At 61.0% G+C, this 14,717-nt stretch carries 13 protein-coding genes and 1 pseudogene; all 14 read right to left on the bottom strand.

Annotated features, from left to right (window positions below; genetic code table 11):
- Positions 1–196: 196 nt before the first annotated feature.
- Positions 197–2,218: an ATP-dependent zinc metalloprotease FtsH gene (gene ftsH / locus IDH44_RS24785; protein ID WP_190921510.1), complete on the bottom strand. Its 2,022-nt coding sequence runs from the start codon at positions 2,216–2,218 to the stop codon at positions 197–199.
- A gap of 113 nt (positions 2,219–2,331) precedes the next feature.
- The gene (hpt, locus tag IDH44_RS24790; protein ID WP_190921511.1) at positions 2,332–2,871 is read right to left on the bottom strand and encodes a hypoxanthine phosphoribosyltransferase; all 540 of its coding nucleotides are present in this window, start codon (positions 2,869–2,871) and stop codon (positions 2,332–2,334) included.
- Between the two features lie 34 nt (positions 2,872–2,905).
- Positions 2,906–4,339, bottom strand: coding sequence for a tRNA lysidine(34) synthetase TilS (tilS, locus tag IDH44_RS24795; protein WP_190921512.1), 1,434 nt, complete (start codon positions 4,337–4,339; stop codon positions 2,906–2,908).
- 30 nt (positions 4,340–4,369) lie between these two features.
- Complete coding sequence (locus IDH44_RS24800) at positions 4,370–5,296, bottom strand: serine/threonine protein kinase (protein WP_223870012.1); 927 nt, start codon at positions 5,294–5,296, stop codon at positions 4,370–4,372.
- Entirely contained in the window at positions 5,293–5,997 is a 705-nt protein-coding gene (locus IDH44_RS24805) for a vWA domain-containing protein (RefSeq protein ID WP_190921513.1), read from the bottom strand. The genes IDH44_RS24800 and IDH44_RS24805 overlap by 4 nt, the downstream gene beginning before the upstream one ends.
- 224 nt (positions 5,998–6,221) lie before the next feature.
- Complete coding sequence (spoIIE, locus tag IDH44_RS24810) at positions 6,222–8,714, bottom strand: stage II sporulation protein E (protein WP_190921514.1); 2,493 nt, start codon at positions 8,712–8,714, stop codon at positions 6,222–6,224.
- 331 nt (positions 8,715–9,045) lie between these two features.
- Entirely contained in the window at positions 9,046–9,543 is a 498-nt protein-coding gene (locus IDH44_RS24815; protein ID WP_190921515.1) for a S1 domain-containing RNA-binding protein, read from the bottom strand.
- Positions 9,544–9,672: 129 nt separating this feature from the next.
- Positions 9,673–9,906, bottom strand: a complete 234-nt coding sequence (locus IDH44_RS24820; RefSeq protein ID WP_263364430.1) for an FtsB family cell division protein — start codon at positions 9,904–9,906, stop codon at positions 9,673–9,675.
- A gap of 233 nt (positions 9,907–10,139) precedes the next feature.
- A complete protein-coding gene (yabQ, locus tag IDH44_RS24825; RefSeq protein WP_190921517.1) occupies positions 10,140–10,727 on the bottom strand; it encodes a spore cortex biosynthesis protein YabQ in 588 nt (195 codons plus the stop codon).
- Positions 10,724–11,008 (bottom strand): sporulation protein YabP, encoded by a 285-nt coding sequence (gene yabP, locus IDH44_RS24830; protein ID WP_190921518.1) that lies wholly within the window; start codon positions 11,006–11,008, stop codon positions 10,724–10,726. The genes yabQ and yabP overlap by 4 nt, the downstream gene beginning before the upstream one ends.
- Before the next feature lie 742 nt (positions 11,009–11,750).
- Complete coding sequence (locus IDH44_RS24835; RefSeq protein ID WP_190921519.1) at positions 11,751–12,026, bottom strand: RNA-binding S4 domain-containing protein; 276 nt, start codon at positions 12,024–12,026, stop codon at positions 11,751–11,753.
- 3 nt (positions 12,027–12,029) lie between these two features.
- Positions 12,030–12,302: an HU family DNA-binding protein gene (locus tag IDH44_RS24840; RefSeq protein WP_190921520.1), complete on the bottom strand. Its 273-nt coding sequence runs from the start codon at positions 12,300–12,302 to the stop codon at positions 12,030–12,032.
- 161 nt (positions 12,303–12,463) lie between these two features.
- Positions 12,464–13,966, bottom strand: a complete 1,503-nt coding sequence (locus tag IDH44_RS24845; protein ID WP_190921521.1) for a bifunctional methyltransferase/pyrophosphohydrolase YabN — start codon at positions 13,964–13,966, stop codon at positions 12,464–12,466.
- Positions 13,967–13,996: 30 nt separating this feature from the next.
- Positions 13,997–14,717 (bottom strand): annotated as a pseudogene (locus IDH44_RS24850) (polysaccharide biosynthesis C-terminal domain-containing protein); the annotation flags it as partial.

Genomic DNA, 14,717 nt, shown 5'->3' on the forward strand with positions numbered 1-14,717 from the left:
CAGGTCCGCCGCTATAGTGTGACCCAAATTGAAAAAATAAATTGGTTACCCCTAAATGTACACAACGTGAACAGGACTGTCAACAAATGCGGACGATGAAGGAGCGACGTTTTGCCGTTCCCGCCTGCAAGGAACGCTCGCACAGAAAAAGCGCCTGCCGCAAATGCGGCAGGCGCCAAATCTCTGAAGCGCCCAATCAGGAACGATTGCCGTCCCCGCCGTCGCCGTCCGGCTTATCCGGAGTCGGCTCGCCGCTCGGCGGCGCGCCTTCCCCGGGCTCGCGCGGCTGAATGCGAACCTTGACGTTGCCCAGCGTGTCAATGTTCGGCTCTGCACTCGACTCCTCGGTCGGCTCCGTGTCGCCCTCGTCCGAATCGTCTTTCTTGAGCGATCCGGTCTCGATCAAGCGCTTGATCTGCTCGATCTCGAGCGTCTCCACTTCGAGCAGCGTCTCGGCGATCAGATGCATTTCCTTGCTCTTCTCGCTCAGCAGCTCCTTGGCCCGCGTATAGCAATGGGTAATGAAGCTCTGCATCTCCTGGTCGATCTCATAGGCAATCGCGTCGGAGTAGTTCTGTTCGTGACCCAGGTCGCGACCCAGGAAGACCTGTCCTTGCGAGTTGCCGAATTGCATCGGCCCGAGCTTGTCGCTCATCCCGTACTCCATGATCATCGCCCGCACGATGCTGGTCGCTTGCTTGAAGTCGCTATAGGCGCCGGTGCCGATCTCGCCGATAAACAGTTCTTCGGCGACGCGGCCGCCGAGCAGCCCGGTGACCTTGTCGAGCAGCTCCTGCTTCGTGACGAGCATGCGGTCTTCCTTCGGCAGCATGATTACGTAGCCGCCGGCTTTGCCGCGCGGAATAATCGTGACCTTGTGCACCATATCGGCATGCTCCAGGAAGTAGCCGATAATCGTATGTCCGGCTTCGTGATACGCGACGATCCGCTTTTCGCGATCGCTCACGACGCGGCTCTTTTTCTCTGTGCCGACGATGACACGGTCGATCGCATCGTCCATCTCGAGCATTGCGATGTTCTTCTTGTTGCGTCGCGCGGCCAGCAGAGCGGCCTCGTTGAGCAGGTTCTCCAGATCCGCGCCGGTGAACCCGGTCGTACGCTTGGCGATGACGTCGAGCTTGACGTCCTTCTCCAGCGGCTTGTTGCGGGCGTGCACCTTGAGCACGGCTTCGCGGCCCTTCACATCCGGACGGTCCACCGTAATCTGACGGTCGAAGCGGCCCGGACGCAGCAGCGCCGGATCGAGAATGTCCGGCCGGTTCGTCGCGGCCACGATGATGATGCCCTCGTTGGCGCCGAAGCCGTCCATCTCGACGAGCAATTGGTTGAGCGTCTGCTCGCGCTCGTCGTGACCGCCGCCGAGTCCTGCGCCGCGCTGACGGCCGACCGCATCGATCTCGTCGATGAATATGATACACGGCGCATTTTTCTTCGCGTTCTCGAACAGGTCGCGTACGCGCGAAGCGCCGACCCCGACGAACATCTCGACGAAGTCCGAACCGGATATGCTGAAGAACGGCACGCCGGCTTCACCGGCAACGGCTCTCGCCAGCAGCGTCTTACCGGTACCCGGAGGTCCGTTGAGCAGCACACCTTTTGGAATACGCGCCCCCACAGCTGCGAATTTGCGCGGATCCTTGAGGAAGTCGACGACCTCCACCAGCTCTTGCTTTTCTTCATCCGCCCCCGCGACATCCTCAAAGGTGACGCGTTTTTTCTCTTCGTTATACAATCGCGCGCGGCTCTTGCCGAAATTCATTACCTTGCCGCCGCCGCCTTGCGCCTGATTGATGAGGAAGAAGAACAAGATGAAAATAATCACAAAAGGGATGATCGAGGTAAGGAACGTGAGCCAGAAGCTCGGACCTTCCTGCGGCTTGTAATCCAGGCTAAAGCCATTCTGCTCGGATGCCTGGTGAATCTGCTGAACCGCAAATTCTTCCACGTTGACATGCGAGATAAATTCCGCAGAATCCGCGTCGGAAGGCTGTGACCGGAACGTGCCAGTGACGTAATACGTGTAACCGTCGAATTGCAGGGTCATCGCCTCGATATTATCGCTTGCGATCTGCTCGCGCAGCTCATCGTAGCGCAACTCGACAGTGGTGTCGTTGGATCGGGTGATAATCTGGACAATGCCTACGGTTACCAGAAAGATGAGCAAATAAAATCCAGTGTTGCGGATGATCCGGTTCATCCCCTACCTCCTTTCAAGGCGCTTAAAATATTTTACCATAGCATGACTTTCCACCACAATAGAAGTGCCTCCGCGCGATGTCGCGGCGCCTGTTCGGTTGCGAGAGGCTCGCTTCATGGGGCGTACACATCCGGCTTCAGGATGCCGATGAAGGGCAGATTGCGGTAGCGCTCGGCATAGTCGAGGCCGTATCCGACGACAAAGGCGTCCGGCAGCGAAAAGCCGGTATAGTCGGCTTCCAGCTCTACCGTGCGGCGGCCGGGCTTGTCGAACAGCGTCGCGACCGTCACCGACTTGGCGTTGCGCCGCTCCAGCACATCGATCAGATAGCTGAGCGTCAAGCCGCTGTCGATGATATCCTCGACGATGACGACGTCCCTGCCTTCTACCGGCGAGTCCAGATCCTTGACGATTTTGACGACGCCGGAGGACTTGGTGGATTGTCCGTAGCTGGAGATCGCCATGAAATCCGTTTCAAGGGGGATGTTTATGTTTTTAACCAAGTCGGCCATAAAAATAAACGCTCCCTTAAGCACACAAATAACGAGCGGATTGCGCCCGTCGAAATCCTCGCTTAGCTGCTGTGCCATTTCTTTGACTTTAAGCTGGATTTGCTCGGCATCATACAGTATTTCCTGAATGTCATTCAACAATCGCGGGGACCTCCCATGAATTGATCTATAAACGTTATGATTCAAATAAGCTTTCCATGCCATCGTCCGCCGCTCCGGCAAGCGCACGCACCCGCAGATACGGCCCCGCTCCGGCCGGCGCAGCCAGCGCCGAGCGGCGCAGTCCCGGAATCCACAGCAGCTCGCCGCGCCCGTCGCATAAAAGGGGCCACCGCGCGCGCCGCGCGGCCGGCACCTTCTCGTCCACGAACATATCTTGCACTTTTTTGGTGCCTTTTAATCCGGCGACGGCCATCCGGTCGCCCGCCCGGCGGCTCCGGACCTGCAGCGGCAGATGCAGCTGCGCCGGATCAAACCAAGCCTCGCGCCGGTCTGGCCGAGCCGGGGCAGCGCCTGAAACGAGTGCGAATTGCAGCGCGATGCCGGCTTCCGAAATCTTCAGCTCGCCGCCATCACGGGGGACAACATATGTATACGGGCCAGGCTGCTCGGCCGGTCGTACCCATTTCATCGTATCGTACTCGCGCATGCAGCGAATGCCGTCCACCGCGTCAAGCCGCCACGTCGTCGGCTCGGCCCTGCACATCGCGGCGCGGATCGCTTCCACGTGCTCGAAGGCAATGCCATTCTTTTCCCTTGACAGATAGCTTAATATTAGTTTAATCAACCGCCTTTGTAAAGCGAGCGGCAGCGCCAGCAGCGCCTTATGTGACGCCTTGTAACCGCCGTCTACAGCATGCACATGCGCTTTGAATAGCTCGGCCGTGCGCGCTTCCATATAAGCGTCCTCTGCAGCCGCCACTTCGGCCGTACGCGCAAGCGTAGCATCCAGACGCGGGTTGAAGCGACGCAGCTGCGGCAGCGCCTCCAGGCGAATGGCATTGCGGATGTAATCCGGCTTGGCGTTGCTGCTGTCCGTACTGTATGCGAGCCCCGCAGTTTGGCAATAGGCGATTAGCTCCGCCTTTGTAATACGCAGCAGCGGACGAATAAGTTCCACGTTTTTTTCCCGGCGCTTCACGGGAATGCCCGACAGCCCGCCCAGCCCGCTGCCGCGCAGCATGCGCATGAGCACCGTCTCGGCCTGATCGTCGGCCTGATGGCCGAGCGCCACGCGTGATGCGCCGCAGCGGGCCGCCGCCTCGTGCAGCCGGGCGTAGCGCAGCTCGCGGGCGGCTGTCTGCACCCCCAGGCCCGTCCGGGTCATGTGACCGGACACGTCGGCCTTCAGCAGCTGCACCTCTACGCCGAGCAACCGGCACAGCCGGCCTGCCGCTTCGGCCTCCGCGGCGGACTCCTTGCCGCGCAGGCCGTGATCGACATGCGCGGCCGTAATCGTCAGTCCTTCGGCCGGCGCCAGCTGCAGCAGCAGATGCAGCAGCGCCGTCGAGTCCGGCCCGCCCGAGAGCGCGACCAGGATCCGGTCGCCCGGCACCCAGAGCGCATGCTCCCGCGCCATCTGCGCCACGCGTCTTGGCAGCTGTTCCATCCTCGCGAGGCCTCCTTTTTTTCGAACGAATCAGCGCACGAGCCAGAAGATCGTCGTCGCCAGCAGCAAAGCCGACGCGACGAACAACCCGCCGAGCCAGCGCGGCCCGCTGCCCGCCGGTCTCGCGACGCGCGCGCGGTGCAGCTCGCGCTGCCAGCTGGCCGCAGCCTCGCGCGCCGAGCCGAATTCGCCCTGCAGCGCACGTCGCAGCCAGCCCCTCGCCGGCGCCAGCACCGGATGGTCCTCGGCCAAGCGCAGCAGCTCCGCGGGCACGCGGCTGTGCGGCAGCAGCGTCCGCGTCAGCTCGTCCAGCCGCTTGCCCTCGACCAGTTGAATGAACAGCACCGCGAAGGAAAACAGATCGTACTGCGGATCCGCCGTCCGCGAGCCCGCCGACCAGTACCCGCGGTCGAACACCTCGGTGAATTGGCGCACGCCGCTGCCGATCGCCGTCACGCCGCCATAGTCGACCAGTTGCGCGCGGCCGTATTCCGCCACGAGCACATTGTCGGGCTTGAGATCGCCGAACACCCATCCGGCCTCGTGCAGCGCAGCCAGCCGCATCAGCAGATGATAGCCGATCAGAGGCACCCACTCGGGGCCCTCCTTGGCGATATAATCCGCGAGCGGCTTGCCGCGCACATAGCGCATCACATAGAATGGATATTCATGGCCTCTCCCGTCGCGAAAGTCGTCGACCTCTACGAGGAAGGGCTCCTCGCGCGGAGTCCCCTGCCGCGCCAGCGCCTGCAGCCCGTTGATCTCCGATTGCAGATCGACCGCGTCTGCCCCGACCTTGAGGGCGTAGCGGCGACCGCGGCTCTCCACCAGATACACCTTGCCGTTGGCACCCTCGCCCAGCAAGCGCTCAATGCGATAGCGCCCGCCCTTCCACTTGCCCGCTATGATCGTCCCGTGCTGCAGCTGCAGCTCCAACTGGTCTGCCACGGCCATCATCCCATCCGTTCTTCTCTTGTCTCTCTACCATAATCGTCTTCTCGGTAAAAATCAATCACTTGCATCAGCGCCGGCCCCGTAGGCGTCGTGCCCTGCATATGCAGCTTGGCAAACAGCGACGGAATCTCGGACATCTTATCCGTCCAGTCCAGCAGCCGGCGGCAATCCTCGCCGTGACGCGAGCCGGGGAAATGGAAGACGCATATTCGGCTTTTTCCTTGCCGCGCCTGGAGGCTCAGCATCAGATCCTTGATGGCCTCTTCGACCGCCTGCAGCTTGGGCTTCATGCTCGCACTGGCGTCGATCAATAGCGCGACCCGCAGCTCCGCCTTCTCCCCGAGCTCGTCCATGACCCGTACGACGTCGCTGCGCTTCTCCGGCGGCAGCGCTTCGATCGAGCCTTCGCCGAGCACATGGCGCAGCTCGTTGTGTACGGCGCTTTGAATGGTGTGCATGACGGTCTTGCGCGTCATCATCTGCACCGTGCGCGAGAGCTCGCGCGTGTTCACCAGCCGGCTCAGCCCGCCGCCCGCCGCGGCAATTTCACGAATTTCGGCGGCGCCGTACTCGCCGATATCGCCCTCGTCCAGCACCCCGACGACATTGACGGCGACGCCCTCCGATTGCGCGTGCGCGGCCGCGACCACCGGACTGACGCCCACATTGGAGCAGCCGTCGGTAATGAGCAAGATTTGCTTCACATCGTTCGCCTCCCTGACGCTCGCCTCTGCGGCGAGCCTATTCTAGCATTATTCCCGGGAACGGGGAGGGCTAAACGCGCGCCGCGCTAGGCGAAACGGCTGGCCTTCCTCTGACGGCGACACGAGTGACGTTCCGAGAAAGCAATAAAACCTCGAGGCCGCCGGTAAAGCGACGCTCGAGGTCTCGCAATCTAGCAGCGCTCCGTCACAGAGCGTCACAAAGGTCAGCTCACCGTACGCGGCCGCTCGATCCGCGTCGCACCGGGCCAGCGGAAGGTGGCCCACTCCGGCTGATGCTTGTCCACCCGCGCGACGGCGACGGTCATGTCGTCGCGAATCTCCCCTTCGTGATGGCGGACCACCATCTCCAGCAATTGATCGGCGATCGTCTGCGGGTCGTCCTCTTGAATCTCCTGAATGACGCGCTTCATCCACAGCTCCTTGTTCACCGCGTGCCCCGGCGCGTCATAGATGCCGTCTGTCATCATGATCAAGGTATCGCCGGGCTGCAGTTGCACGCGCACGAGATCCACCTCGATCTCCTGCAGGATGCCGACCGGCAGATTATTGGCGGAGACGACGAGCACCTCCGCGCCGCGACGAATGAAGGTCGGCGTCGAGCCGATCTTCATGAAGGTAGTGCGCGCGGTGTACATATCGATCAGAGCCACGTCTACGGTCGCATAGATTTCATCGGAGCTGCGCAGCAGCAGGACGGAATTAACGGACTTGATGGCGATTTTTTCATCCATGCCCGACTGCAAGAGCTGCTGCAGGATCGACAGCGCCGAGCTGCTCTCCAGCCGCGCCCGCTCGCCGTTGCCCATGCCGTCGCTGAGCGCCACCGCGAATTTGCCGTTGCCCAGCTCCAGCGTGCTGAAGCTGTCGCCCGAGAGCAGGTCGCCGCCCTTGGCCGCCCCGGCGATGCCCGTCTCGATCTCGTAGGCCTTCGCCGAGCTGAACAGTACGCTCGTCGGCCCGCCGGCCTGCTGGGGATAGCGCTCCGAGACGACGGCGATGTGCTCGCCGAGGATATCGCTGAGCAGCGGCGCGACGATTTTGCGGCATTCGTCGTACCCTTTGCCAAACGTGTGCGCGATCTCGATTTCCACGTTGCCCTCCTCCAGCGACACGATATCGACGCTGTGTATGCTCAGACCGAGCCCTTCGAGCGCTTCGCGGATCTGCTCCTCCTGCAGGTAGAGCTCCTGGCCCTCGCGCTGAATTTCTTTGGCCAGGTCCTCCATGACCTGAGACACGCCGGAGAGCTGCTCCGCCACCAGCATCCGCGAATCGCGAATCTGCTTGCGGTAGTGCTGGTCATGCGCGTATAGCTGATCATGCTGCTGCATCACTGCGAGCACCTGCTGCGGCTTGGCGCACTGCTTCGTCCAGGTGCGCGGCAAATCCTTGCCCGAGGGTCGGCGCCCCTCCTGGGTGGCTTGCATCATTTCCGTCATCATATTGTAGGTCTGATAATAGCGCGTATCCCAGCACAGCTGCTTGCGGTGGCACTGGCTGCAGCTGCTCTTCAGCGCCGCATCCATGTACTGCTCGACCGCCTCCTCCTCGCCGGGCGGCTCGACCGCCTGCGCCGGCTGGCCGAAGCTGCGCGAGAGCTGGCGGAACACCTCGGAGAACTGCGCGACCCGCTGGGCGGTGACATCCCGCACCCGCTTGGCATAATCGTGCTGCGACTTGGTATGCTCGGTGGTGCCCGGCACATAGCGCGCGATCGTCCGGATGACACTGCGCGGCGTGAGCAAGAATAGTGCGGCCGCTGCAACCGATTCCCATGTCGAGGTCATCACATCCGCCTGGGAATTGAGATAGATCGCCAGGATCGAGGTGCCCAGCAGCATCCCGAATGCGACCGCGGCGCGACCGCCCTCGCGCAGCAGACCGGCGAGCAAGCCGGCGAAAGCGAGCAGACTCATCTGTACGATCGCACCCAGATCGGCCAGACTCAGGATGAGTCCGGCCACCACCCCCACCGAAGCGCCCAGCGGGGCGCCGCCGACGAGCGCGAACAGCAGCAGCAGATACCGCGACATCACATGCTCCACGGACAGCCCCGACACGGCCCAGCCGACCGCCCCGGTCATGATCGAAGCGAGCATGATCATCAGACAGATCACTTCTTCGTTCTTCAGCGCCGCGCTGCGCCGCGTCATCGTCAGTACCGGCACCGCTTGGACGAAGACGAGCGTGAGCACCAGACCGAGCCCCGCCTCGACGCCGACCATCATCAGCTCGTACCAGCCGAGCGTGTCCGCAATGACCGCCCCGAATAGCCGCACAACCAGCGTCGTCAGAAAAACGAGCAGCGGCGCATAGTTGATCTCCGCCCGCTCGTACGCCTCCAGGCCTTTGACCAGCAGGAAAAAGACGGCCAGCTGCAGCGCGATCCACAGCGGGGCGGGGGTCATCGCCATCCAGCTGCCCGCCACAAGCGAGAGCGCCACCATTCGGTACGAATCCTTGCGCATGAAGTACACGACGGCAAAATAAGCAAGCGCGAACGGCGTCAGCGATTCCAGAATGACGGCCCGTCCCAGCAGCAGGCCGACCGCCATCAGCAGCAGCGTCCAGCGCTTGGCCAGCACCATCTGCACGCCGCGCCGGGCTACCGCCCAGTCCAGCCCTCTCTTGACCGCCGCCGCGACGGAGCCTGTCCGTTTTGCAGCGGGAAACATCACCAGGTTTTGCTTGTCCATCCCTACGCACCACCATTCCGATTTTTGAGTCGTGCCCCCTATTATAGGAGCTTGACTTCATAAAGTTTGTCAGAAGGCGCCTGTGCGTCAAAATTTTTTTCCGACAAAAACCAAACGCCGCGGCGCATCCCGCCGCAGCCGCGCCAGAGCGGGCCTGTCCGGGTCTGCGAAGTGCCGATTGCCGCTGGACCAGCGCTTGCTTGTCTACAAAAACCGCTACCGTCCCCGAATTCCCCGCCGTCCAATGTTGGCGAAACGTTGTCCCGCTCCGCTTCCTGCACAACAAAAAAGCAGAACCTTCATCAGGTTCTGCTTGGTTATCGTCATTTCGTCAGATCCGTTTAGCGCCGCGGCCTCCGCGTTTGCCTTCCGTGTTTTTCTTCAGAGACGAGATGCGCTCCTCGCTATCCTTCAGGAAGCGGGACATCTTATCCTCGAAGGACGGCTTGCCGAAGGACGGCTTGCCAAACGAAGACTTCCCGTAAGGCGGCTTGCCTCCACCGGGCTTGAACGGCGGTCGACCTCCACGGTCTTGACCTCCGCGAGGGAAACGATCGCCTCCCGGACGCCCTGGCGGCTGCTGGCCTTCCGGCCGGTCAATCGCCTGTTTAATGGAAAGTCCGATCTTTCCGTCTTTGTCCACGTTGATCACTTTCACCTTGACGATATCGTCAATCTTAAGATGATCTTTCACGTCCTTGACGTAGTTATCGGCAATTTCCGAAATGTGAACGAGCCCTGTGACACCTCCCGACAAATCGACGAATGCCCCGAAATGCGTAATGCCTGTCACTTTGCCCTCTAACTTGGCTCCCACTTCAATTGCCATAGACTAAACTGTTCCTCCCTAAATGGTTTGCGAAGCAAAACTGCTTCGTAATCGGGACGATGCCGAAGCAATATATGATAATTATACCCGAAGCGCAGAAGCAAGGTCAACAAGACGTTCACCTATTTGTTATTCCTCGGGCCGTGTAACCTGAATCGGCTGCTCGCCGGGAATGATCATGCCGTATTCCTTGCGCGCCACTTCCTGTATATATTCGGGGTCGTTCAGCAGCTCAATCTTCTTTTGCAGCTCGCGCCGGTCGGCTTCGTAACCGTCCAATTCTTGCTCTGCGGCCACCACACGCTGCTCGGTACGTCCTTGCTGCTCGATCAGATCGACAATCGTCAGAAGCGCCCATCCCATAAACAATGCCACGAGCACAAACCAAACTTTTAACCTCCGCCTCGTACCGGAGTACGGTTTTGCGCTTGCCGACGTCCTCTGCATCGTTGTCAATCCTCCCTGATCAGCCTATTCACTGGCGGTGATGCTGTGCCTTCAGTTCTCAAGGCGAAACGGCGAGGCCGTCATTTTATGGCCGAGTCGTTTCGTTCCGAGAAAGATAAGACCGGGATGAGCGATCAGCTTATACCTTCTTATCTTTTAAAAAAAATAGCCCCGATCTTCTTTAACCAGATCCGGCACCGATTGAAACGCTCGGCGATATGCAACTTTGCGACAAGCGGCTCGATGCCCCGCCACACCGCGCGCAGCGGCGGACCGGCAAGCCACCAGAGCAACTTGCCCAGCGGGCGCAACAGCACCAGCACGCCCGCCCATAGCAGACCCAGCGCCATCCGCAACAGCCGGAGCAAAAACGCGAGCGGCCGCACCACGAGCAGATGCAAGCAGCGCGCAATAAACGCCACTGTTCGTTGTATTGTGTTTATCAACCATACCATAAATGATATGACGATTGAACTGAGCAGCCAAAAATAGAACGCAATACCTATAAGCAGTCCCAGAAAGACGTAGGCCCGGAGCTCTCCTTCGTTGCTAGCCGACAAAATTCGGAATACAACGAGCGTTGCCGCAAGCCAATACAACAAATCCAGCACTGGAAACCATAGTTTTCCAATTTTTATTTTGCCCGAGACGACGCGGTACCCATCGAAGGCGGCGCCCAGGCCAAGGCCCGAGAGCACCATGGCCGCCAGCGTCCCGAACTGTACGGTCAGCGTCATTTGAACAACTTCCCAAACAGCCCCTTCGATTTGTCCGGCGCTTGTCCGTCCAAATACATGAGCGAGTGGACGAGCCCCTCGATCGCCACCAGCCCTTGCTCCAGATTAAGATGCTTAATGTGCAGGTTCTGCCCCTTGATCGTCAAAAAGCCGCAGTCGGTCTCCAGCAAAAATTCTTCGCTGTCAAAGCTCTCCACGTTGCTGACCCCGGACACCTCAAGCACCTTGCGATTCAGCATCTTCACTTCCTGGCGTTTGGCTTGCTTGCTTTGCTCCATCATAGCTTGGCCCCCCTTCCCACCACTAATCTATGGCTGGGGGACAAGATTTAGAACCAAGGCGAAACGCCATGCGCCTGCTATAAGCAGCGCAGTGCGTTTCGTTCCGCGAAAGCTAAGACCTAGTGTGGGCGTTTAGCCCATACCTCTTAGCTTTCAAGGCGAAACGCTACGGACGCCATAGGCTGGCCGTATGCGTTTCGTTCCGCGATGAGCTAGAGCCCGTTGTGAGCGGTTAGCTTACACTTCTAGATCATCAAGGCGAAACGCCATGCGCCTGCTATAAGCAGCGCAGTGCGTTTCGTTCCGCGAAAGCTAAGACCTAGTATGGGCGTTTAGCCCATACCTCTTAGCTTTCAAGGCGAAACGCCTCGCGCCTTCCATCGTCCATATACCTGCAACCTCATATTTCACGCTTATTTCCGCACACCGAGCAACTTTTGCCCAGTAGCCTCGCATTTTGCGCTTATTCCCTCCACCGAGCCGATTCCCCACCTGCAACCTCATATTTCACGCTTATTTCCGTCCACCGAACAATTTCCGCCCAGTAGCCTCGCATTTTACGCTTATTTCCACCCACCGAGCCGATTCCCCACCTGCAACCTCATATTTCACGCTTATTCCCGCACACCGAGCAACTTTTGCCCAATAGCCTCGCATTTTACGCTTATTTCCACCCACCGAATTACCGTCAAAAAAAACCGCCCGCAGGCCGGTTCAAGTCGGCATGCGGGCGTTTTTTAGGCTACCATCCTTCAGCATCGCGCGGGGTCGATTCTTCGCTCAGCACCGTGTACAGTTCGCCGGCTTCGTCCTTGCGGGTCGATTCCGCCAGCCGCTCGATCCGGACGGTGACGGCCCGTTGGCCGAACTGAATCTTCAGCTCGTCCCCCGGCTTCACTGAGCTACTGGGCTTCGCTTCGCGTCCGTTCACCCACACGCGTCCTTGCTCGGATACGTCTTTGGCGACCGTGCGCCGCTTGATCAGGCGCGATACCTTCAGGAATTTATCCAGACGCATCGCTTACTTTACGGCTTCCTTCAGCTTGTTGCCCGCCTTGAACGCCGGAATCGTCGCTTCGGGAATTTCAATCGTTTGCCCGTTTTGCGGATTGCGTCCCGTGCGGCCGTTGCGCTTGCGCGTTTCAAATGTGCCGAACCCGACCAATTGCACCTTGTCGCCGCTTTGCAGCGCATCGGTAACTTCTCCGAGGAATCCGTTCAATACGGCTTCCACATCACGCTTGGACAATCCGCTTTTTTCCGAAATGTTGTGAATCAGATCCGTTTTATTCATGTTAACCAGCCTCCTAAATTTGCATTCAAATTCAAGCTTGGACAGCGGCCGCAGGCCTTGGCATTCAGAATGGATGATAGCTTTCGAGAGATAGTATTCTGTCCAACGCCGCGAAAATCCTGCCGCAGCGCACATTTTTTTTGCGCCGGGACGCGCCGATTTTATCGGCGCTTCGCTTCCTCCCACCACGTGTCCATCTCTAGTAAGTCAGTCTGGTCAAAAGTTTTGCCGGATATACGAAGCTGCTCCTCGATATACGCAAAACGCTGCCTGAACTTGCGATTGGTCCGGGCGAGCGCCTCCTCCGGATCAGCCTGGATGAACCGAGCCGCATTGACCGCGGCAAACAACAAGTCACCAAGCTCGCCGGCCTGTTCCTCGGGCGAGCCGTCCGCGCACGCCGCGCGAAGCTCGGCGATCTCCTCTTCGACCTTGGCCAGCACCGGCTCCAGCTCGTCCCAATCGAAGCCGACCTTGGCCGCCTTTTTTTGCAGCTTGTAGGCCTTCATCAGCGCAGGCAGATCGGGCGGAATGCCGTCCAGCGCGGAGCCGGCGTCCGGATCCTGCCCCTTGCGCTTTTTCTCCTCGGCCTTCATCCGCTCCCAGCTCTGCAGCGCCTGGCCCGCGTCGCCCGCCCGGGCGTCTCCGAACACATGCGGATGCCGGAAGATCAGCTTCTCATTCAGCGTCGCCAGCACGTCGTAGGCTGTGAACGTACCGAGTTCCTCCTCCATCTGGCTGTGAAGCATGATCTGCAGCAGCACATCGCCGAATTCCTCCTTCATGCCTTCGGGGTCGTCATTATCCAACGCCTCGAGCGCCTCATAGGTTTCCTCGATGAAGTTTTTGCGAATTGTCAGATGCGTCTGCTCGCGGTCCCAGGGGCAGCCCTCCGGGCTGCGAAGAATCCGGACAATCTCGTGCAGCCGGTCAAAGCTGCGGCTCAGCAGGCGCTCGTCCTCCGAGCGCGGCACCCAGACCAGCGACAGATTGCCATAGCCGTCGGTCCGGTCCAGCTCCACCAGCGGCAGTCGCTCGATGCGCTCGGCGCCCGCGACCCCGAGCGCATGACCGACCACCACCTCATGCGTCTCCGGATACCGCTCCAGCAGCGCCAGCTTGACGTCCGAGGCGGTGAAGCGGTCGTACACTTGACCGACCAGCGTGTGCAGCTGCGGGCGCACGTCCGAGACTTGCATTTCCGCGGCATCGAGCAGTTGGAAGCCTTCGATCGGATCGAAGCCCAGCCGCAGGAACGCCTGGTCCAGGAAGCTCTCGCCGCCGAGAATCTCCAACTGCACGCCGTGCGCGGGGCAGCGCTCGCGCAGCAGCTGCACAGTGCGCTCGGCCACCATCGGATGGCCCGGGACGGCGTAGAGCACGCCGGCCGGCTCCTGCGCCGCGCTGCCCGCGGCAGCTTCCAGGGAGAGCTCCAGCAGACGCGAAGCGATGGCCTCGTATACATCGGGGAAGGATGCGGCCTGCTCGTACAGGTCGTCAAAGGCGCGATAGCGCCAGTCATTGTCGTCGAACAGCCGCATCATCGGATGGTCGGCCGTTCGCACGTAGCGATGGGCGGCGGCTTGGAGCCGGCGCCATACACCGACCGTCAACTGCGCCTCGTCCCCCGAGCCGAGCCCGACGATGGTAAGGGTAGGTTGCATGTGGATGTTCCTCCTTCAGAATGGCGCAGGTTAAGATTCGATACGCCTTGTCTCGGTCCCGGGCAGCAAGCGTCCCCGCTCCAGCCAGCGCCTCAATGGCTTGCCGCCGGGCAGCGCCTCCAGCTCGTGCGCGCCGATGCCGCCCGCGCGCAGCAAGACAGCGGCATAGACGGCGCCGCCGAGCACGGTCCCGCCCAGTGCCAGCACCGTATGGGGCGCTCGCGGCGACGGGCTCGACGCCGCCCATGGGCCGAGCGCGTACAGGCCGAGCAGCAGGACGGCGCTCATCGCCGCGAGTCCGCTGACCGGCGCGGCCACGTAGCGCCGCGAGGCCAGACGAATGCGCGCCGCACGGCATACCGCGGCAGTAGCCGCAATGGCAGCCGCCCCATAAGCGACCAGCGCCGCGACAGCCGCGCCGGATGGACCCAGCTCCGGCACCAGCGCCGCATTCAGTCCGGCCTTGAGCAGCGCCGCGCCCAGCAAGAGCAGGACCGGCAGCCGTACAGCGCCCAGGCCCTGGAGCAGCGCTGTCGTGACTGCGACGAGCGCTGCGGCGGCCGCGCTCGCACCCAGCACGGCGAATGCGACCGGCTCCCGATTGTCCATATACAGCATCGTATTGAGCGGCGCTGCGAGCAGCACCAGTCCGGCCGCGGCGCCGGCGCCGAGCCACCACGCCAGGCGCAGCGCGAGCTCGGTCTGGGCGCCGGCTGCGCGCCGCGCCTCCGTGGTCCGCGCCGCGGCGAGC

Source organism: Paenibacillus sabuli, from assembly GCF_014705605.1.
Taxonomy (GTDB): Bacteria; Bacillota; Bacilli; order Paenibacillales; family Paenibacillaceae; genus Paenibacillus_D; species Paenibacillus_D sabuli.

Bases quoted from the DNA above. Each gene is read 5' to 3' on its own strand.
- ftsH (WP_190921510.1), bottom strand. From the start codon at position 2,218: ATGAACCGGATCATCCGCAACACTGGATTTTATTTGCTCATCTTTCTG.
- tilS (WP_190921512.1), bottom strand. From the start codon at position 4,339: ATGGAACAGCTGCCAAGACGCGTGGCGCAGATGGCGCGGGAGCATGCG.
- IDH44_RS24800 (WP_223870012.1), bottom strand. From the start codon at position 5,296: ATGATGGCCGTGGCAGACCAGTTGGAGCTGCAGCTGCAGCACGGGACG.
- spoIIE (WP_190921514.1), bottom strand. From the start codon at position 8,714: ATGGACAAGCAAAACCTGGTGATGTTTCCCGCTGCAAAACGGACAGGC.
- IDH44_RS24815 (WP_190921515.1), bottom strand. From the start codon at position 9,543: ATGGCAATTGAAGTGGGAGCCAAGTTAGAGGGCAAAGTGACAGGCATT.
- IDH44_RS24820 (WP_263364430.1), bottom strand. From the start codon at position 9,906: ATGGGATGGGCGCTTCTGACGATTGTCGATCTGATCGAGCAGCAAGGA.
- yabQ (WP_190921517.1), bottom strand. From the start codon at position 10,727: ATGACGCTGACCGTACAGTTCGGGACGCTGGCGGCCATGGTGCTCTCG.
- yabP (WP_190921518.1), bottom strand. From the start codon at position 11,008: ATGATGGAGCAAAGCAAGCAAGCCAAACGCCAGGAAGTGAAGATGCTG.
- IDH44_RS24835 (WP_190921519.1), bottom strand. From the start codon at position 12,026: ATGCGTCTGGATAAATTCCTGAAGGTATCGCGCCTGATCAAGCGGCGC.
- IDH44_RS24840 (WP_190921520.1), bottom strand. From the start codon at position 12,302: ATGAATAAAACGGATCTGATTCACAACATTTCGGAAAAAAGCGGATTG.
- IDH44_RS24845 (WP_190921521.1), bottom strand. From the start codon at position 13,966: ATGCAACCTACCCTTACCATCGTCGGGCTCGGCTCGGGGGACGAGGCG.